This window comes from Variovorax sp. J2P1-31 (genome assembly GCF_030317215.1).
Taxonomy (GTDB): domain Bacteria; phylum Pseudomonadota; class Gammaproteobacteria; order Burkholderiales; family Burkholderiaceae_C; genus Variovorax.
In genome coordinates this window covers 1,596,493-1,614,580 of the sequence record NZ_JASZYA010000002.1, presented here as the reverse complement: position 1 = coordinate 1,614,580, position 18,088 = coordinate 1,596,493, and the positions used below count along the sequence as shown (strand labels likewise).

The window sequence follows — 18,088 nt, the reverse complement described above, 5'->3', positions numbered from 1 at the left end:
TCGGGGCGCGGCGGCCTGCAATACTCGCGCCATGCAACTGCGCGCACTCCTCGAACTCTCCAAGCAGGCCTTCCTTTCGTGGAAGAGCGACTACGCCCCGAGCATGGGCGCGGCCCTGGCCTACTACACGGTGTTCTCGGTGGCGCCGCTGCTGCTGATCGTCATCTCGGTGGCGGGCCTGGTGTTCGGCCAGGAGGCCGCGCGCGGCGAGATCTTCGCGCAGCTCTCGGGCCTGATGGGGGCGCAGGGCGCGCTGGCCGTACAAGGCATGCTCGAGGCGGTCAACAAGCCGCGCGAAGGCATCATCGCCACCGTGATCGGCATCGGCCTGCTGATCGTCGGCGCCACCACGGTGTTCGGCGAGCTGCAGGACGCGATGGACCGCATCTGGCGCGCCCCGGCGCGCGACAAGCGCGGCGGCGTGCTGAGCCTGCTGCGGGTGCGGCTGCTGTCCTTCAGCATGATCATGGGCATCGGCTTCCTGCTGATGGTGTCGCTGGTGGCCAGCGCGGCCCTGGCGGCACTGGGCAAGTGGTGGTCGCCGGTGTTCGGCGGCTGGGCCACGCTGGCGCAGGGCGTGAACTTCGTCTTCAGCTTCGGCATGGTCACGGTGATCTTCGCGATGATCTACAAGCTCATGCCGCGGGTGAAGGTCGAATGGCGCGACGTGTGGGTGGGCGCGGGCGTCACGGCGCTGCTGTTCACCGTCGGCAAGCACCTGATCGGCCTGTACATCGGCAAGAGCAGCGTGGCCTCGGGCTATGGCGCCGCGGGCTCGCTGGTGGTGGTGCTGGTGTGGGTCTACTACTCGGCGCAGATCTTCCTGCTGGGGGCCGAGTTCACCTGGGTCTATGCGCGCCGCTACGGCTCGATGAGGAACCTGCCCGACGTCGATGCGGCCCCGGCCACGCCGACGCGCGACGACGCCTGATCGGGGGCTCAGCCTGCGAAACCGCCGCTGTCGAGGAAGGCCTGTTCTTCCGCGGTGGATGCGCGTCCCAGCAGGCGGTTGCGGTGCGGAAAGCGGCCGAAGCGCAGCACGATGTCCTGGTGCAGCCTGGCGAAGCGCTGGGTGTTGGCATCGAGCGCCGCATTCAGTTCGACCGAACGCTCCTGGTCGGCCGGCAGTTCGGAATGCATGAAGGGCAGGTAGAAGAAGGGCCGCAGCGCGGCCTCGACCTGCCGGTCGAAGCCCGCCGCCACCGCGCGCTTCGCGACCGCCAGCGCCTGGGCGTCGGTGGCCAGCATGTGCGGGTTGTTGCGCCAGGCGTTGCGCGGGAACTGGTCGAGCAGGATCAGCAGCGCCAGTGCGCCTTCGGCGTCGTGGGCCCAGCCCTCGAGCTCGCCGCGTGCCGCGGCCTGGTGGGCGTCGGCGCACAGCGCGATGAAGGCGGTGTCGAAGTCGTCGTTCTTGGCGAACCAGCGCGCGGGACCGGCGTCGCGCCAGAACGCGACCACGTCGCGGGCGGAGGGAAGGGCAGGGGATGTCATCGCGACATTCTTGCAGGCCCGGCGGCCAAGTCCCGGCGCCAGCGGCGGTCATGCGGCTGGTGTCCAATGAAACCATGACGACGAAGAAACCCCGCACGGCCACGCCCGTCCTTCATCCTTTCGAGGCCCGTCGCGAAGACATGCGCAATGCGCGCAAGGCGCTAGTGCTGCAGGGCGGCGGCGCGCTCGGCGCCTACCAGGCCGGGGTGTACGCCGCGCTCAGCGAGACCCGCATGAAGCCCGACTGGATCGCCGGCGTGTCGATCGGCGCCATCAACGCCGCGCTGATCGCGGGCAATGCGCCGGCCCAGCGGGTCGACCGCCTGCGCGAGTTCTGGCACCTGGTGTCGTCGGGGGCGTCGCAGCAGCTGCCCGCCTGGCTGGGCGGCCGGGCGCAGCAGAACCAGTGGAGCGCCACCATGGCCTCGCTGGTGGGCATCCCCGGCTTCTTCGAGCCGCGCCGTTCGCCGCTGCTGCTGATGGGCGGGGCCGCGCCGCTTTTGAGCTACTACGACACCGCGCCGCTCAAGGCCACGCTCGAGCGGCTGGTCGACTTCGACCGCATCAACGATTGCGAGGCGCGCTTCAGCGTGGGCGCGGTCAACGTGCGCACCGGCAACTCGGTGTACTTCGACAACACGCTGCAGCGCATCGGCCCCGAGCACATCATGGCCAGCGGCGCCTTGCCGCCGGGCTTCGCGCCGGTGCACATCGACGGCGAGGACTACTGGGACGGCGGCATCGTGTCGAACACGCCGCTGCAGTACGTGCTCGACCAGCACCCGCGCAACGAGCCGCTGGTGGTGCTGCAGGTCGACCTGTTCAACGCGCGCGGCGAGATGCCGCACACGCTGGCGGGCGTGACCGAGCGCCAGAAGGACATCACCTATTCGAGCCGCACGCGCATGAACACCGATGCGCTGGCCGCCAACATGAACCTGCAGCAGGCGATCGCCGAACTGATCTCCAAGCTGCCGCCGGCCTTGCGCAAGGACCCGAGCGTGCTCGCGGTGCAGTCGCAGCTCACGCACCAGCCGATCGACATCTTCCACCTGATCTACCGCGACAAGCCCTACGAGCTGGAGTCGAAGGACTACGAGTTCTCGCGCGCCGCGGTCGAGGAGCACTGGGATTCCGGCGCGCGCGACATGCGCACGACCCTGGCGCATCCCGAGACGCTGCGGGCCGATGCCACGGTCAACGGCGTGACCACTTTCGACCTCGGCGAGCACGGGGCCGAGCGGATCAAGCGCCCGGGCCTGCCGGCATGAGCCCGCGATTCAGGCTCGACTAAGCAAGCGGCCCCAGACTGGCCGCGTCGCCTCGGCTTCCCTTTTTCCCACCTCAAGGACATTCACCATGCAACTCAAGGACAAGGTCGCCTACATCACCGGCTCGGCCAGCGGCATCGGCAAGGAAATCGCGATCCTGTTCGCGCAGGAAGGCGCGAAGATCATCATCGCCGACCTCAACAAGGAGGCGGCCGATGCGACGGCGGCCGAACTCAAGGCCACGGGCGCAGAGGCCATCGGCGTGGCGGTCGACGTGACCGACGAGGACCAGGTCGAGGCCTCGGTCGAAGAGGGCGCGAAGGCCTTCGGCGGCATCGACATCCTGATCAGCAATGCCGGCATCCAGATCGTGCATCCGGTGGAGGAGTTCAGCTTCGCCGACTGGAAGAAGATGCTCGCGATCCACCTCGACGGCGCCTTCCTCACCACCAAGGCCTGCCTCAAGCACATGTACGCGCAGGGCCGCGGCGGCAGCGTGATCTACATGGGTTCGGTGCATTCCAAGGAAGCCTCGCTGCTCAAGGCGCCCTACGTGACGGCCAAGCACGGCCTGATCGGCCTGGCCAAGACGGTCGCCAAGGAAGGCGCCAAGCACGGCGTGCGCGCCAACGTGATCTGCCCGGGCTTCGTGCGCACGCCGCTGGTCGAGAAGCAGATCCCCGAGCAGGCGAAGACGCTGGGCATCAGCGAAGAGGAAGTGGTCAAGAACGTGATGCTCAAGGAGACGGTGGATGGCGAGTTCACCACCACCGAGGACGTGGCGCGCGTGGCGCTGCTGTTCGCGGGCTTCCCGACCAATGCGCTGACCGGCCAGTCGCTGGTCGTGAGCCACGGCTGGTTCATGCAGTGAGGTGAGTTTCTCCCTCTCCCGCCGGGGGAGGGTCGGGGTGGGGGTCGACGGCCTTCATCCTGGCAGAACGCGCGTGAGACGCCGGCCCCCATCCCCACCTTCCCCCAGAGGGGGAAGGGGTCAGAGCTTGAGTTCCCAGGTCTCGCCCACGAGCGAGGCGCCATAGCTCTCGTGCGGCACCGACTGCTTGAGCACGAAGCCGCGCTTCGCATAGATGTCGCGCGCCGCCGTGAGGCAGCTGTTGGTCCACAGCACCACCTTCCGGTAGCCCGCGGCACGCGCGAAGGCCAGGCATTCGTCGGTCAGGCGCGCGCCCAGGCCCAGGCCGCGCGCCGCGGGCGCGACGATCAGCATGCGCAACTGCGCGACGGTCGCCGACTTGCGCACCAGGAAGATCGCGCCCAGGCGCTCGCCCTCGCGTTCGGCGATCCAGCCCTTCTCGCGCCCGGGCTGGAACTTGCGCAGGAAGTCGGCCGCGATGCCGGCGACCAGCACCTCGAAGTCCTGGTTCCAGCCGTATTCGCGCGCATAGACCTCGCCGTGCTGCTGCACCACCCAGCCCATGTCGCCCGGTGCCAGGTCGCGCAGCACGACCAGGCCGGCGGGTGCGCGCGCATCCATCAGCGCCTCGATGCGGGCCATGGCCGCGACCAGTTGCTGTTGCTGCGCCGCGCCCAGGGGCGCGAGCAGGGCGGCCGCATGGTCGCGCGAGGCCTGCTGCAGCGGCGCGAACGCCGTGTGGCCGGCGGCGGTCAGCGCGAGCCGGCTCTGCCGGGCGTCCTGCGGATCGGGGGTGCGCGCGAGCCAGCCGGCGGCCTCGAAGCGCTTGAGGATGCGGCTGAGGTAGCCTGCGTCCAGGCCCAGGTCCTGCTGCAGGTCGCGCGCCACCGGCGCCTGCCGGTGCGCGAGTTCGTAGAGCACGCGCACGTCGGTCAGCGACAGTTCGCTGCCCAGGTAGGGATCGAGCACGCCGATGCGTTGGGTGAAGAAGCGGTTGAAGCGGCGCAGAGCCTTGATGGCCTCGGGCGAGACGGCGTCGGGGGAAAGCATGCCGGGGATTTTCCCGTCAACTGGTTGACTGAGTCAATTAATTGCAAGCCCTGAAGCTGCACAGGTCACTGGCGGGCAGGGGCGACAGGAAGAGGCGCAGCGCCTACAATCGCGGGTTGCCCGCCACGGGCCCACGGCCAGGTCCGGCCCCCCAATATTCCCCGATGAACGCCCCCGTCGACGTCTCCTTTTTCGCGCGCGCCGCCAAGCCGCTGACCAGCTACCGCAAGTACTGGGCGGCCCGCTTCGGCACGGCCAAGTTCCTGCCGACCTCGCGCGAGGAAATGGCCGCGCTCGGCTGGGACAGCTGCGACATCATCGTGGTCACGGGCGACGCCTATGTCGACCACCCGAGCTTCGGCATGGCGGTGATCGGCCGCATGCTCGAGGCCCAGGGCTTCCGCGTGGGCATCATCGCCCAGCCCGACTGGCAGAGCGCCGACCCGTTCAAGGTGCTGGGCAAGCCGAACCTGTTCTTCGGCGTGACCGCCGGCAACATGGATTCGATGATCAACCGCTACACGGCCGATCGAAAGATCCGCAGCGACGATGCCTACACGCCGGGCGACGTCGGCGGCGCACGGCCCGACCGCGCGGCCATCGTCTACTCGCAGCGCTGCAAGGAAGCCTGGAGCGACGTGCCGATCATCCTGGGCGGCATCGAAGGCAGCCTGCGCCGCATCGCGCACTACGACTACTGGTCGGACAAGGTGCGCCGCTCGGTAGTGGTCGATTCGAAGTGCGACCTGCTGCTGTACGGCAACGCCGAGCGCGCCATCGTCGAGATCGCGCACCGCTTGGCGGCCAAGGAGCCGGTGCAGCAGATTACCGACGTGCGCGGCACGGCCTTCGTGCGCCGCGAAACGCCCGAGGCCTGGTTCGAGATCAACTCGACCAGCGTCGACGAACCCGGCCGCGTCGAGGCCCACGTCAATCCCTACCTCATGGTCTCGGACCAGGCCAAAGCCAACGGCGCCACCTGCGCCAAGGAAGACGAGGCCCAGGTCGTGGCGGCCACGGCCGAAGCGGCCGGCGCCAAGGCCCTGGCGGCGGTGCGCGCGCGCTCGGCCGAGGTGAACCCGGCGATCAAGCCGATCACCTTCGTCGCCAACCCTTCGGTCAAGCTCAAGGTGCCGCCGCGCGACCGCAGCGTGATCCGCCTGCCTTCGTACGAGCAGGTGCGCAGCGACCCGGTGCTCTACGCCCACGCCAACCGCGTGCTGCACCTCGAGACCAATCCCGGCAACGCGCGCGCGCTGGTGCAGGCGCATGGCGAAGGCACGACCGCGCGCGACGTGTGGATCAACCCGCCGCCCATCCCGCTGACCACGGCCGAGATGGACCATGTGTTCGACCTCGCCTATGCGCGCAGCCCGCATCCGCGCTATGCCGACGAGAACGGCAGCCACGACGGCGCGACCAAGATCCCGGCCTGGGAGATGATCCGCTTCAGCGTGAACATCATGCGCGGCTGCTTCGGCGGCTGCACCTTCTGCTCGATCACCGAGCACGAAGGCCGGATCATCCAGAGCCGCTCCGAGGATTCGATCATCAAGGAGGTCGAGGCCATCCGCGACAGCGTGAGCGGCTTCACCGGCACCATCTCCGACCTGGGCGGCCCCACGGCCAACATGTACCGGCTGGGCTGCAAGAGCCCCGAGATCGAGGCCGCCTGCCGCAAGCCCAGCTGCGTGTACCCGGGCATCTGCTCGAACCTGGGCACCAACCACGACCCGCTGATCAAGATCTACCGCCGTGCGCGCGCGCTCAAGGGCATCAAGAAGATCCTGATCGGCTCCGGCCTGCGCTACGACCTGGCGGTGCAGAGCCCCGAGTACGTGAAGGAGCTGGTGCAGCACCACGTGGGCGGCTACCTCAAGATCGCGCCCGAGCACACCGAGCAGGGCCCGCTCACCAAGATGATGAAGCCGGGCATCGGCAGCTACGACAAGTTCAAGCAGCTGTTCGAGAAGTTCTCGGCCGAGGCCGGCAAGAAGCAGTACCTGATCCCGTACTTCATCGCCGCGCACCCGGGCACCAGCGACGAGGACATGATGAACCTCGCGATCTGGCTCAAGAAGAACGGCTTCCGTGCCGACCAGGTGCAGACCTTCTACCCGTCGCCCATGGCCACCGCGACGACGATGTACCACACCAACAAGAACCCGCTGCGCAAGATCACGCGCGAGAGCGAGACGGTGGACATCGTGCGCGGCGACAAGCGCCGCCGCCTGCACAAGGCCTTCCTGCGCTACCACGATGCCAACAACTGGCCGCTGCTGCGCGAGGCCCTGAAGAACATGGGCCGCGCCGACCTGATCGGCAACGGCAAGCACCACCTGATCCCCACCTGGCAGCCGCTGACCGATGGCGGCTACACCAGTGCGCGGCGCAAGAATTCGACCGTCGTGCCGGCGGCCAAGACCGCGAAGGCCTCGGCACCGGTGCGGCTGGCGCCCGTGAAGCCCTCCAAGGGCCGCATCCTCACGCAGCACACCGGCCTGCCGCCGCGCGAGACGGGCAGCGGCGGTGCGGCGCGCGGCCCGGCGGGCGTGCCGGGCAAGGGCTTCCGCAAGGCGCGCTGAGCGCCGCGGAAGCCGGCCGTTCAGGCCCTTGTCAGGCCGGCAGGCCGCTCACCTGCACCGACAGGTCGAACAGCTTCGCCTTGCCGGCGTAGTAGCGGTCGATGCGCCATTCCTTGAGGATGTCGATGGCGATCTCGAAGGTCTCGAGCTCCAGCTTGTAGAGTTCCGCGACGTTGAAATGCGTGTCGGACTCGAGTGCGAGCACCAGTTGTGCAAGCGTTCGAGCCGATTCGCTCGCCGGATTGGCGACGATGAATTTGCGGGCTGATTTGATGGCGTTCACGATGGTCCTTTGGGTGCCCCGAGGGGTGGGCTGTGGCCGAGCCCGTGGCTACGGGTCAACCCGGATGTGCTCGGTGCAAACCCGGGTGTGGGCAGGATTGTCGCAACCTTCATATGACAAATTTATGACAGTCCTTTCCTGGCTCGGGACGTTTGGTACTACAAGGTGCCGAACGGTGCCCACCAGAATATCCAGGCCGCGAGTGCCGCGCAATGCAGGACGGCCGTGGCCGCATGGACCCGCAGGAACGCGGCCTTGCTCGACTTGTGCCGCAGCATCGTTTGCGCCAGTCCGGCCGCCGGCCAGCCGCCCAGCAGGGCGAGCAGGTGCAGCGTGCTTTCCTGGGTGCGCCAACGACCTTCCTGCGCCGCGCGCTTGTCGAAGGCATAGGCGAGCAGCGTGACGAGGTTGAGCAGCGCGAGCACCGCGACGACCCAGGCGGGCAGGCGCCCCAACCCCACCCCGTAGCCCAGCAGCGCGATCCATGGCAGCAGCAGCCAGGGCCACCGGCGCGGGCTTGACGGCCGGGCACGCGTCGATGGCCCGCGGGGAGCGCGGCGGCCTGCCTCAGGCCGGCGACTCGGCATCGCGCATCGCATGCAGCGGCAGGTCGTGCGCGAGCGCCATGGCCTCGAGCGCGGCGCAATCCTGGTCGCGCACGAAGGCGGCGATGGCCGCATGCGTCGAGGAGCGGAACATCGACTGCGCGGCGTCGGCATCGAGACCGGCCGCCGCGCACAGGCGCTGCGCGAAGTGCGGCTCGAGCGCGGCCAGCGCCACGCGGCCGTCGCGGCAGGGGTAGACGCGGTAGCCCGCGTGCGCGCCGCCCACCGTGCCGCCGGGCGTGGTCAGGCCCCAGTGGCGCGGCAGCGCGAGGTAGTGCGCGGCGTCGGACAGCGCGACCTCGATGCGCACGCCGCGGCCGTGCGTGGCGCGGTGCAGCAGGGCCTGCAGCACGGCTTCGCTCGCCATCAGCGAGCCGCCCATGTCGGCATAGAGCGTGGGCGGCAGTTCGGCGCCGGTGACCAGGCCGTTCTCGGCCATGTAGCTGAGGTCGTGGCCCGGCGCTTCGGCCTGCGCGCCGGGCGCGCCGACGATGGCGACCATCGAGAGCCGCGGGTAGCGCGCATGCAGCGCCTCCCAGTCCAGGCCCAGCTTGCGCAGCGCCGACGGCCGGAACGAGGTGATCAGCACGTCGGCACAGGCCAGTTCGATCTGCAGCAGCGCCTGGCCTTCATCGGTCTTGAGGTCGCCCTGCAGCAGCGAGACGCCGGCGTGCATCGCGTCGTAGGCCTCGGGCGCGTAGACGCGCATCGGATCGGCCGAGCCGCCCTTCGCCGCCAGCGGTTCGAACTTCACGCACTGCGCGCCCATCGCATGGCAGCGCATCAGCGCGGCCGGGCCGGGCAGGTTGAGGGCCAGGCTCAGCACGCGCGTGCCGGCGAGGGGAGAGAACGAGGAAGCGGCAGGACTCGGCATGGTGTGAGGCGTTGGGAGCAACGCGCCATTCTCGTGGCCCGCGGGGGCCGTCGTGCCGCTGGCCGTCGCGCATGCGTCGATGGACCGCGCCGCCGCCAGGCGCAGGGCCTTCAGACCAGCCCGCCGTTGGCGCGCAGCGTCTGGCCGTTGACCCAGCCCGCGTCTGGGCCCACCAGCATCGCGACCGTGTTGGCGATGTCCTCGGGCTGGCCCAGCCGTTCCAGCGGCGCCATCTTCGCCATGCGCTCGATCAGCTCGGGCGCCTTGCCGTCGAGGAACAGCGCGGTGGCCGTGGGGCCGGGCGCCACCGCATTGACGGTGATGTTTCGGCCGCGCAGTTCCTTGGCCAGGATGTTCGTCATCACCTCGATCGCGGCCTTGGTGGCGGCATACACCGCGTAGCCGGGCAGCGCGAGGCCGATCACGCTGGTCGAGAAGTTGACGATGTGGCCACCGCTGCGCAGCCGGGTCGCGGCTTCGCGCATGGTGTTGAAGCTGCCCTTCACGTTGACCGAGAACAGGGCGTCGAAGGTGCGGTCGTCGGTGTCGGCCAGCATCGGCAAGGCCGGCGGCATGATGCCCGCGTTGTTCACCAGCACGTCGACCTGGCCGAAGGCCGCGATGGCTTCGTCGAACAGCCGGCGCACCGCGGCCGGATCGGCCACGTCGGCCTGCACCGCGAGCGCCCGGCCGCCGGCGGCGGTGATGGCGTCGACCACCTTGGCGGCTTCGGCGGCGTTGCCCGCGTAGTTGACGACGACCGCGTGGCCGTCCCGGGCCAGGCGGGTGGCGATGGCGGCGCCGATGCCGCGGGATGCGCCGGTGACGATGGCGACGGGGGATGTGTTCATGCAGGGCTCCTCGGGAAGATGGACGAAGGGCTGAACCGTGGGTCCGGCGAGGGCTTCGCGGCTCAGTGCATGAATTGTTCTATTGATCGCCCTGCCGATAAATGGGGCGCATCGGCCATCACTGTGCAACAGATGCCAACAATGAAGAGGGGCCGAGCGGCCCGTCCAGGCGTGCTCAGTCGTCGGCGGCCGGCGGCACGTCGCCGCCCTTCTGGCGCTCGCGGAACAGCGCGGCGCGCATCAGGAAGATGGTCGTGACCGGCGCGGTGAGCGCGACGAACAGCGTGATCAGCACCGCGTGCAGGAACAGGCTGTAGCCCTGCACCGAGAAGTAGACGATGGTGGCGATGGTCAGGCACCAGACGCCCGCCGTGGCCCCCAGCGTGGGCGCGTGGATGCGGCGGAAGAAGGTGGGCAGCCGCACCAGGCCGAAGGAGCCCACGGCCGCGAAGGCGGCGCCCAGCACGGCGAAGAAGCCGGTGAGGATCTCGGCCCAGATCGGCAGCGGGCCCACGATGAAATCGGGCGTCATTCGATCACCTCCCCGCGCAGCAGGAACTTGGCCAGCGCCGTCGAGCTCACGAAGCCGAACAGCGCGATCAGCATCGCGGCCTCGAAGTAGACGTTGCTGGTGTAGTTGATGCCCAGCACCAGCATCATCAGCATGCCGTTGATGTAGAGGCAGTCGAGGGCCATCACGCGGTCCTGCGCGGACGGGCCGATCAGCAGGCGCCACACCGCGCACAGCATCGCGACCGCCAGCAGGAAGAGGGCGCCCTTGAGGGCCCAGAACAGGATGGGGGTCATGATTCGAAGATCTCCATCAGCGGCTTCTCGTAGCGGTTCTTGATGAGGTCGATGAAGGCCTGCTCGTCGACCAGGTCGAACACGTGGATCAGCAGCGCGGAGCGGTCGAAGGCCACCTCGGCCCAGGCCGTGCCGGGTGTCAGGCAGCAGATCATCGAGAGCACCGCGAGCGCGTTGGGGTCGCGCAGGTCCAGCGGCACCGTGACGAAGGCCGGCGCCATCGCGCTGTTGCGCCGCGTGAGCAGCAGACGGCCCACGGTCAGCGCCGACTGCAGCATGTCGCGCAGCGCCACGCCCGTGAGGCGCAGGGCCACGCCGGGCTTGCGCATGCGCACCGTGGCCGGGCGCAGGCCCTTGGTGATCAGCGGCACCACGATCGCGAGCACCGCCGCCAGCAGCACGGTGGCGAGATGCAGCGACTGGTTGAGCAGCAGCCAGACCGCGAACAGCGCCAGCGACAGCGGCGGCGAGGGCATCCAGCGCTTGATCATGGCAGGCCTCCCTTGGCCGCGGGGTTGGGCACCTGCTGCGCGCCGAACACGGCGTCGCGGTAGGCGGTGGGGGCGAACAGGCCCTCGGCGGTCGCGCTGGCGTGCTGCATCACCGGGCCGGCCTCGATGGTCAGCGCCACGCAGGCCGCGAGCAGCGCCGCCACCGGCAGCACCTCGACGGCGCGCAGGCTGGGCATGGCGCTCAGCGGCTGGGTCCAGAAATGGCGGATGCCGGTGCGGCTCAGCGCCACCAGCGTGAGGAAGCCCGAGACCAGCAGCAGCGCCAGGAAGGCCCAGCTGGCCTTGCCCACCACCGGGGCGTCGAGCAGGCCGTTGAGCATCGCGAACTTGCCGACGAAGCCCGACAGCGGCGGCAGCCCGGCCAGCAGCAGCGTGCAGCAGAGGAAGCCCAGGCCCAGGAAGGCCACCCCGGCTGGGATGGCGCGGCCGTAGAGCGCCTGCTGCTCGTCGTCGAGGTTGACGTCGTCGAGCGCGGTCAGGTCTTCGGACAGGAAGGGCGCGTTGCCCGCGCTCTCGTGCGGCGCGATGCTGGCGCCTTCGTTGCGCCAGCGCTCGACCATGTCGATCAGCAGGAAGAAGGCGCTGACCGCCAGCGTCGAGCTCAGCATGTAGTAGAGCGCGCCGGCCCAGATCGCGGGCTGGCCCAGGCCGATGGCGGTGAGCAGCGTGCCGGCCGAGATCAGCACGGTGAAGCCGGCCAGGTTCGACAGCCGCTGCGTGCCCACGATGCCGATCGCGCCGACGAACAGCGTCGACAGGCCGATGGCGATCAGCATGCCCTGTCCGAACTGGGCCGACATGCCGGTGTCGGGCGCGAACAGCACGGTCCACAGCCGCAGCAGGGTGTAGATGCCCAGCTTGGTCAGCAGCGCGAACACCGCGCTGACCGGCGACACCGCCGCGCTGTAGGCGGGCACCAGCCAGAAGTTGAGCGGCCAGGCGCCGGCCTTGGCGAAGAAGGCGGTGGCGAGGATGGCGGCGGCCGCATGCACCAGGCCGCGGTCGCCCGCGTCGAGCTGCGCGATGCGCGCGCCCAGGTCGGCCATGTTGAGCGTGCCGGTCACGCCGTAGAGCAGCGCGGCGCCGATCAGGAACAGCGAGGAGGCCGCGAGGTTGATCGCGATGTAGTGCAGCCCGGCCGAGACCCGCAGCCGGCCCGAGCCGTGCAGCAACAGGCCATAGGACGCAGCCAGCATGACCTCGAAGAACACGAACAGGTTGAACAGGTCGCCGGTGAGGAAGGCGCCGTTGAGCCCCATCAGCTGCAGTTGCAGCAGCGGATGGAAATGCACGCCGGCCTTGTCCCAGCGCGAGGTGGAGTAGATCGAGGCCGCGAAGGCCACCACGCCGGTGAGCGCGAGCATCAGCGTCGACAGCCGGTCGGCCACCAGCACGATGCCGAAGGGCGCGCGCCAGTTGCCGGCCAGGTAGACGCCGATGGAGCCGGGCCCGCTGCCGGTGTCGGCCGCGTTGACCCAGCGCAGCAGCGCCAGCGCGGCCAGCAGGCCGATCAGCCCGGAGATCACGCTCAGCGTGGACTTGAGCCGGCGCTGCTTCTCGTCGAGCAGCAGCATCAGCGCGGCCGTGAGCATGGGCACCAGGATGGGCACCGCCACCAGGTGCGGCATGGTGAACTCGAGCAGGCGGTCGAGGAAGCCGGTGAACTCGTTCATTCCGCGGCCTCCTTGCGCTCTTCACCGTCCACATGGTCGGTGCCGCTCAGGCCGCGCGAGGCCAGCATCACGACCAGGAACAGCGCGGTCATGGCGAAGCCGATCACGATGGCGGTCAGCACCAGGGCCTGCGGCATCGGGTCGGCGGTGTTGGCCAGCGTGGCCTCGAAGCCGGGGATCAGTACCGGTTCGCTGTCGACGGTGAGCCGGCCCATGCTGAAGATGAACAGGTTGACTGCATAGGAGATCAGCGTCAGGCCCATGATGACCTGGAAGGTGCGCGGGCGCAGCAGCAGGTAGACGCCCGAGCCGGTGAGCACCCCGATGGCGATGGCGAGAACGGCTTCCATCAGCGCGCGCCCTCCAGCACCACGGTCGAGGCGGCCGCCGCTTCGGCCTCGTTTTCCTTCTCACGCTGCTCGTCGGACCAGCGATGGCTGCGCACCGACTGGTGGGCCAGCGCCGTGAGGATCAGCATGGTGGCGCCCAGCACCAGCGCGAACACGCCCAGGTCGAAGAAGAGCGCGCTCGGGACATGGATCTCGCCGAGCAGCGGCAGGTGCAGGTGGGCGGTGTGGGTGGTCATGAAGGGGTAGCCCAGCGCGACCGCGCCGCCGCCGGTAGCGAGCGCCAGCAGCAGGCCGATCGCGATCCAGCGGCGCGGGTAGATGCGCAGGTGCTCTTCCACCCACTCGGTGCCCGAGACGATGAACTGCAGCACCAGCGCCACCGACATCACCAGGCCCGCGACGAAGCCGCCGCCGGGCGCGTTGTGGCCGCGCATGAAGAAGTAGATCGAGACCAGCACCGCCAGCGGCAGCAGCAGGCGCACCAGCACGGCCGGCACCATCAGGTAGCCGATCGCGCTGTCGGTGGCGCGGCGCGGGTTGAGCAGGTCGCTGCTGCCGTCGTCCTTCTGCTGGCGCTGCTGGGCCGGCAGCGCCATCGATTCGGGCGCGGGCCGGAAGCGGCGCAGCAGCGCGTAGACGGTGAGCGCGACCACGCCCAGCACGGTGATCTCGCCGAAGGTGTCGAAGCCGCGGAAGTCCACCAGCATCACGTTGACCACGTTGGTGCCGCCGCCCTCGCTGAGCGCGCGGTCGAGGAAGAAGGGCGAGATGCTCTGCGGGAAGTCGCGCGTCATCATGGTCCAGGCCAGCGCCGCCATGCCGGTGCCGGCGGTGGCGGCCACCAGCAGGTCGCGCCCGCGCCGGCCCCAGGGGCGGATGCGGGCCGAGGCCGGCTGCACCGCGTCCTTGCTGCGCATCGGCAGCCAGCGCAGGCCCAGCAGGATCAGCACGGTGGTGATGGCCTCCACCACCAGTTGCGTGAGCGCGAGGTCGGGGGCCGAGAACCAGATGTAGGTGATGCAGCAGACCAGGCCGGCGGCGGCGGCCAGCATCATCGAGGCCAGCCGATGGAACTTGGCCTGCCAGGCCGCGGCGAGCGCGCAGACCGCGCCGATCAGCCAGGTCATGGCGAACATCGGCGAGAAGGGCGTGAGGCCCCGCGTGCCGCGCTCGCTGGGCGTGAACCACAGCGAGGCGGCGGCACCCCCGACCGCCACCAGCACCAGGATCAGCAGCTGCGTCTGCAGGCGGCGCGTGCCGAACACGCGGCGACTGCGCCGGCCGGCTTCGCTCAGGCGCGCCAGCAGGTTCTCGAAGATGCGCTGGCCGTCGAAGCGGTGCAGCAGCGGCGTGTGCTCCAGCCGCCCGTGTTCGCGGCCGCGGCGCTGCAGCAGGTACAGCGCCGCGCCGCCCGCGAGCGCGACGAAGCTCATCAGCAGCGGCAGGTTGAAGCCGTGCCACACCGCCAGGCTGTACTCGGGCAGCACGCCGCCCACCACCGGCAGCGCGGCCGCGGCCAGCAGCGGGCCGACCGACCAGGCCGGCGCGACGCCCACCACCAGGCAGATCAGCACCAGCAGCTCGACCGGCACGCGCATCCAGTGCGGCGGTTCGTGCGGCTGCTTGGGCACCTCGTCGCCACAGGGCGGGCCGAAGAACACGTCGAACACGAAGCGCGCCGAGTAGGCCACGCTGAAGATGCCGGCGATGGTGGCGATCACCGGCAGGCTGAAGTCGATCCAGGGCGTGGACTGGATGAACACGGTCTCGGCGAAGAACATCTCCTTCGACAGGAAGCCGTTGAGCAGCGGCACGCCGGCCATCGAGGCGCTGGCGATCACGGCCAGCGTGCCGGTGATGGGCATGAGCCGCATCAGGCCGCTGAGCTTGCGGATGTCGCGCGTGCCGGTCTCGTGGTCGATGATGCCCGCGGCCATGAACAGCGAGGCCTTGAAGGTCGCGTGGTTCATGATGTGGAAGACCGCCGCCACCGCGGCCAGCGGGCTGTTCAGGCCCAGCAGCAGCGTGATCAGGCCCAGGTGCGAGATGGTGGAGTAGGCAAGCAGGGCCTTCAGGTCGCGCTGGAACATCGCGATGAAGCCGCCCAGCAGCAGCGTGATCGCGCCCGCGCCGCCGACCAGCCAGAACCACTGCTCGGTGCCCGAGAGCACCGGCCACAGCCGCGCCATCAGGAACACGCCCAGCTTCACCATGGTGGCCGAATGCAGGTAGGCCGAGACCGGCGTGGGCGCGGCCATGGCGCGCGGCAGCCAGAAGTGGAAGGGGAACTGCGCGCTCTTGGTGAAGGCGCCGAGCAGCACCAGCACCAGCACGGCCGGGTAGAGCGCATGCGCCCGGATGATGTCGCCCGAGGCCAGCACCACGTCGAGCTCGTAGCTGCCGACGATGCGGCCCAGCACCAGCACGCCGGCCAGCAGGCACAGCCCGCCCGCGCCGGTCACGGTGAGCGCCATGCGCGCGCCGCGGCGCGCGTCGCGCCGGTGGTGCCAATAGCCGATCAGCAGGAAGGAGAACAGGCTGGTGAGTTCCCAGAACAGCACCATCTGGATCAGGTTGCCCGAGAGCACCACGCCCATCATCGCGCCCATGAAGGCGAGGAAGAAGGAGAAGAAGCGCGGCACCGGATCGGAAGCCGACATGTAGTAGCGCGCATACAGCACCACCAGCGCGCCGATGCCCAGCACCAGCATGCAGAACAGCCAGGCGAAGCCGTCCATGCGGAAGGAGAGGTCGAGGCCCAGCGCGGGCAGCCACTCGAACTCCTGGCGGATCACATTGCCGTTGGCCAGCTGCGGAAACATCCAGCCGGCCTGCACGGCACAGCCCAGGGCCACCAGTCCTGCGAGCGTCGACTCCCGGTTTCGCGCGTTGGCCGGCAACAGGGCCGCAAGAACGCTGGCAACGAAAGGGAGTGCGACGAGGAGGACAAGGGACATTGCCGACGATTCTATCGGCCGTCCCTTGACTGACGGCCGATTAACCCGTAAATGCCTGGACCGTTTTGAAGCCCAGCCAGGTCAGGCACAGCGAGCCGCAGACATGCAGCGCGATGGTGCCGAAGGCCAGTGCCGCGCGGCCGTTGAGTAGCATGCCCACGGTCTCGGCCGAGAAGCTGGAGAAGGTGGTGAAGGTGCCGAGGAAGCCGGTGATGACCATCAGGCGCCACACCGGATCGATCTCCGGCAGGCCGTTGAACACGCCGATCGCGATGCCGATCAGGTAGCCCCCGATCAGGTTCACCGCCAGCGTGCCCCAGGGCAGCAGGCCGCCCGGATTGAGCCACAGGGCGAAGCCCCAGCGCAGCAGCGCGCCGACGCAGGCCGCGGCGCAGATGGCGATGACGTTCAGGAACATGGCCGCCACTTTAGCCGCTTGCCTGGCCCCTTCGGCCAGAGACACCGCGGAACCGGCTTCGCCGGGCCGCTGGTGTCGCCCCCTGGGGGGAAGGCGAAGCGACACGCAGTGCGCGAGCCTTCGGGGGTGGGCTATTTCTCTGCGCCCATCATGAGGTCGGGCAGGATGGTCACGATGCCCGGGAAGATCGTGATCAGCGCGATGCACAGCACCAGGCAGAAGAAGAAGGGGATCGCGGCCTTGGCGATGATGTTGCTGTCCTTGCCCGTCATGTTCTGCAGCACGAACAGGTTGAAGCCCACGGGCGGCGTGACCTCGGCGATCTCCACCAGCAGCACGATGAAGATGCCGAACCACACCAGGTCGAAGCCCGCCTTCTGGATCATCGGCAGCACCACCGCGCTGGTCAGCACGATCATCGAGATGCCGTCGAGCGCGGTGCCCAGCACCAGGTACACCACCACCAGCGCGCTGATCAGCGCATAGGGCGACAGGTGCATGCCGTCGACCCATTCGGCCAGCTCGCGCGGGATGCCGGTGAAGGCCATGGTCTTGGTCAGGAAGGCGGCGCCGGCCAGGATGAACATGATCATGCAGCTGGTGCGCGTCGCGCCCATCAGCGCGTCCTTGAAGTTCTTCCAGGTCAGGCTGCGGCCATAGGCCGCGATGGCCAGCGAGCCCAGCACGCCGAAGGCCGCGCACTCGGTCGCGGTGGCCCAGCCGGCGACCAGCACCCAGACGATGAAGACGATCAGCAGCGCGCAGGGGATCAGGTTGCCCGACAGCCGGATCTTCTCGCGCAAGCGGGTCGGCGGGTCGGCGGGCGGCACCTTGTCGGGGTGGCGCAGGCTCCACCAGGCGATGTAGCCCGAGAACAGCAGCATCAGCAGCAGGCCGGGCAGGAAGCCGGCCAGGAAGATGCGGATGATCGAGGCATCGGCCGCGACCGCATAGACCACCATCGTGATCGACGGCGGGATCAGGATGCCGAGCGTGCCGGCGGTGGCCAGCGAGCCGATCGCCAGCTGTTCGTCGTAGCCGCGGCGCTTGAGCTCGGGCAGCGCGACCTTGGCGATGGTCGCGCAGGTCGCGGCCGAGGAGCCCGAGACCGAACCGAACACGCCGCAGCCCAGGATGGTGGTGTGCATCAGCCGCCCCGGAATGCGGTTGAGCCAGGGCCGCAGGCCCTCGAACATCTCCTCGCTGAGCTTGGTGCGGAAGAGGATCTCGCCCATCCAGATGAACAGCGGCAGCGCCGCCAGCTCCCAGCTCGCGTTGCTCTCCCAGAAGGAGGAGAACAGGTTCTTGGCCGGCAGCGTGTGGGTGAAGAAGGCCTGGCCGACCCAGCCCACGATGGCCAGCGTCATCGCGATCCAGACACCGCCCGCCAGCAGCACCAGCATGATGACGAGCAGCAGCGCGCCCATCCACAGGGTTTCGGTCATCGAGGGTCCAATACGGGAACGGGAGCCGTACGCAGAGGACGCGAA

The 18,088-nt window shown here is 69.2% G+C and carries 18 protein-coding genes; 4 read left to right on the top strand and 14 right to left on the bottom strand.

Annotated elements, in window-relative coordinates; translation table 11 throughout:
• The first annotated feature begins 31 nt into the window (after positions 1 to 31).
• Positions 32 to 931, top strand: a complete 900-nt coding sequence (locus QTI20_RS18690; RefSeq protein ID WP_286553001.1) for a YihY/virulence factor BrkB family protein — start codon at positions 32 to 34, stop codon at positions 929 to 931.
• 8 nt (positions 932 to 939) lie between these two features.
• Here QTI20_RS18690 and QTI20_RS18685 read toward each other — a convergent pair whose 3' ends face one another.
• Entirely contained in the window at positions 940 to 1,491 is a 552-nt protein-coding gene (locus QTI20_RS18685) for a DUF924 family protein (RefSeq protein ID WP_286553000.1), read from the bottom strand.
• 74 nt (positions 1,492 to 1,565) lie between these two features.
• Between QTI20_RS18685 and QTI20_RS18680 the strand changes: the two genes are divergently transcribed.
• Both QTI20_RS18680 and QTI20_RS18675 read left to right on the top strand, forming a co-directional pair.
• Complete coding sequence (locus QTI20_RS18680; RefSeq protein ID WP_286552998.1) at positions 1,566 to 2,762, top strand: patatin-like phospholipase family protein; 1,197 nt, start codon at positions 1,566 to 1,568, stop codon at positions 2,760 to 2,762.
• Between the two features lie 88 nt (positions 2,763 to 2,850).
• Complete coding sequence (locus QTI20_RS18675) at positions 2,851 to 3,633, top strand: 3-hydroxybutyrate dehydrogenase (protein WP_286552997.1); 783 nt, start codon at positions 2,851 to 2,853, stop codon at positions 3,631 to 3,633.
• A 120-nt stretch (positions 3,634 to 3,753) separates the two neighbouring features.
• Here QTI20_RS18675 and QTI20_RS18670 read toward each other — a convergent pair whose 3' ends face one another.
• Positions 3,754 to 4,683 (bottom strand): bifunctional helix-turn-helix transcriptional regulator/GNAT family N-acetyltransferase, encoded by a 930-nt coding sequence (locus QTI20_RS18670; RefSeq protein ID WP_286552996.1) that lies wholly within the window; start codon positions 4,681 to 4,683, stop codon positions 3,754 to 3,756.
• A gap of 164 nt (positions 4,684 to 4,847) precedes the next feature.
• Between QTI20_RS18670 and QTI20_RS18665 the strand changes: the two genes are divergently transcribed.
• Positions 4,848 to 7,268 carry a YgiQ family radical SAM protein gene (locus tag QTI20_RS18665; RefSeq protein ID WP_286552995.1) on the top strand — a complete coding sequence of 807 codons (2,421 nt, stop codon included), beginning with the start codon at positions 4,848 to 4,850 and terminating at the stop codon, positions 7,266 to 7,268.
• Between the two features lie 31 nt (positions 7,269 to 7,299).
• On the opposite strand, the gene QTI20_RS18660 is transcribed toward QTI20_RS18665, so the two are convergent.
• From QTI20_RS18660 to QTI20_RS18605, 12 genes are all read right to left on the bottom strand, one after another.
• Complete coding sequence (locus QTI20_RS18660) at positions 7,300 to 7,551, bottom strand: hypothetical protein (protein WP_183026271.1); 252 nt, start codon at positions 7,549 to 7,551, stop codon at positions 7,300 to 7,302.
• Positions 7,552 to 7,709: 158 nt separating this feature from the next.
• On the bottom strand, positions 7,710 to 7,976 hold the full coding sequence (locus QTI20_RS18655) for a DUF1294 domain-containing protein (RefSeq protein WP_286552994.1): 267 nt from the start codon (positions 7,974 to 7,976) through the stop codon (positions 7,710 to 7,712).
• 142 nt (positions 7,977 to 8,118) lie between these two features.
• Entirely contained in the window at positions 8,119 to 9,030 is a 912-nt protein-coding gene (locus QTI20_RS18650) for a CoA transferase (RefSeq protein ID WP_286552992.1), read from the bottom strand.
• A 110-nt stretch (positions 9,031 to 9,140) separates the two neighbouring features.
• Complete coding sequence (locus tag QTI20_RS18645; protein ID WP_286552990.1) at positions 9,141 to 9,881, bottom strand: SDR family oxidoreductase; 741 nt, start codon at positions 9,879 to 9,881, stop codon at positions 9,141 to 9,143.
• Between the two features lie 175 nt (positions 9,882 to 10,056).
• Positions 10,057 to 10,413, bottom strand: a complete 357-nt coding sequence (mnhG, locus tag QTI20_RS18640; protein WP_183026275.1) for a monovalent cation/H(+) antiporter subunit G — start codon at positions 10,411 to 10,413, stop codon at positions 10,057 to 10,059.
• Positions 10,410 to 10,688, bottom strand: a complete 279-nt coding sequence (locus tag QTI20_RS18635) for a K+/H+ antiporter subunit F (protein ID WP_183026276.1) — start codon at positions 10,686 to 10,688, stop codon at positions 10,410 to 10,412. The genes mnhG and QTI20_RS18635 overlap by 4 nt, the downstream gene beginning before the upstream one ends.
• Complete coding sequence (locus QTI20_RS18630; protein WP_286553471.1) at positions 10,685 to 11,176, bottom strand: Na+/H+ antiporter subunit E; 492 nt, start codon at positions 11,174 to 11,176, stop codon at positions 10,685 to 10,687. Before QTI20_RS18630 ends, QTI20_RS18635 begins: the two co-directional genes overlap by 4 nt.
• Positions 11,176 to 12,873, bottom strand: coding sequence for a monovalent cation/H+ antiporter subunit D (locus QTI20_RS18625; protein WP_259652033.1), 1,698 nt, complete (start codon positions 12,871 to 12,873; stop codon positions 11,176 to 11,178). The genes QTI20_RS18630 and QTI20_RS18625 overlap by 1 nt, the downstream gene beginning before the upstream one ends.
• The gene (locus QTI20_RS18620; RefSeq protein ID WP_286552988.1) at positions 12,870 to 13,223 is read right to left on the bottom strand and encodes a Na+/H+ antiporter subunit C; all 354 of its coding nucleotides are present in this window, start codon (positions 13,221 to 13,223) and stop codon (positions 12,870 to 12,872) included. The genes QTI20_RS18625 and QTI20_RS18620 overlap by 4 nt, the downstream gene beginning before the upstream one ends.
• Positions 13,223 to 16,180 carry a monovalent cation/H+ antiporter subunit A gene (locus tag QTI20_RS18615; RefSeq protein WP_286552987.1) on the bottom strand — a complete coding sequence of 986 codons (2,958 nt, stop codon included), beginning with the start codon at positions 16,178 to 16,180 and terminating at the stop codon, positions 13,223 to 13,225. The genes QTI20_RS18620 and QTI20_RS18615 overlap by 1 nt, the downstream gene beginning before the upstream one ends.
• Positions 16,181 to 16,220: 40 nt before the next feature.
• Positions 16,221 to 16,598 carry a fluoride efflux transporter CrcB gene (gene crcB / locus QTI20_RS18610; protein WP_286552985.1) on the bottom strand — a complete coding sequence of 126 codons (378 nt, stop codon included), beginning with the start codon at positions 16,596 to 16,598 and terminating at the stop codon, positions 16,221 to 16,223.
• 131 nt (positions 16,599 to 16,729) lie between these two features.
• Positions 16,730 to 18,043: a TRAP transporter large permease gene (locus QTI20_RS18605; protein ID WP_183026280.1), complete on the bottom strand. Its 1,314-nt coding sequence runs from the start codon at positions 18,041 to 18,043 to the stop codon at positions 16,730 to 16,732.
• Positions 18,044 to 18,088 lie beyond the last annotated feature (45 nt).

Bases quoted from the DNA above. Each gene is read 5' to 3' on its own strand.
- QTI20_RS18625 (WP_259652033.1), bottom strand. From the start codon at position 12,873: ATGAACGAGTTCACCGGCTTCCTCGACCGCCTGCTCGAGTTCACCATG.
- QTI20_RS18605 (WP_183026280.1), bottom strand. From the start codon at position 18,043: ATGACCGAAACCCTGTGGATGGGCGCGCTGCTGCTCGTCATCATGCTG.
- QTI20_RS18685 (WP_286553000.1), bottom strand. From the start codon at position 1,491: ATGACATCCCCTGCCCTTCCCTCCGCCCGCGACGTGGTCGCGTTCTGG.
- crcB (WP_286552985.1), bottom strand. From the start codon at position 16,598: ATGTTCCTGAACGTCATCGCCATCTGCGCCGCGGCCTGCGTCGGCGCG.
- mnhG (WP_183026275.1), bottom strand. From the start codon at position 10,413: ATGACGCCCGATTTCATCGTGGGCCCGCTGCCGATCTGGGCCGAGATC.
- QTI20_RS18635 (WP_183026276.1), bottom strand. From the start codon at position 10,688: ATGACCCCCATCCTGTTCTGGGCCCTCAAGGGCGCCCTCTTCCTGCTG.
- QTI20_RS18675 (WP_286552997.1), top strand. From the start codon at position 2,851: ATGCAACTCAAGGACAAGGTCGCCTACATCACCGGCTCGGCCAGCGGC.
- QTI20_RS18680 (WP_286552998.1), top strand. From the start codon at position 1,566: ATGACGACGAAGAAACCCCGCACGGCCACGCCCGTCCTTCATCCTTTC.
- QTI20_RS18620 (WP_286552988.1), bottom strand. From the start codon at position 13,223: ATGGAAGCCGTTCTCGCCATCGCCATCGGGGTGCTCACCGGCTCGGGC.
- QTI20_RS18615 (WP_286552987.1), bottom strand. From the start codon at position 16,180: ATGTCCCTTGTCCTCCTCGTCGCACTCCCTTTCGTTGCCAGCGTTCTT.
- QTI20_RS18665 (WP_286552995.1), top strand. From the start codon at position 4,848: ATGAACGCCCCCGTCGACGTCTCCTTTTTCGCGCGCGCCGCCAAGCCG.
- QTI20_RS18645 (WP_286552990.1), bottom strand. From the start codon at position 9,881: ATGAACACATCCCCCGTCGCCATCGTCACCGGCGCATCCCGCGGCATC.
- QTI20_RS18670 (WP_286552996.1), bottom strand. From the start codon at position 4,683: ATGCTTTCCCCCGACGCCGTCTCGCCCGAGGCCATCAAGGCTCTGCGC.
- QTI20_RS18650 (WP_286552992.1), bottom strand. From the start codon at position 9,030: ATGCCGAGTCCTGCCGCTTCCTCGTTCTCTCCCCTCGCCGGCACGCGC.
- QTI20_RS18690 (WP_286553001.1), top strand. From the start codon at position 32: ATGCAACTGCGCGCACTCCTCGAACTCTCCAAGCAGGCCTTCCTTTCG.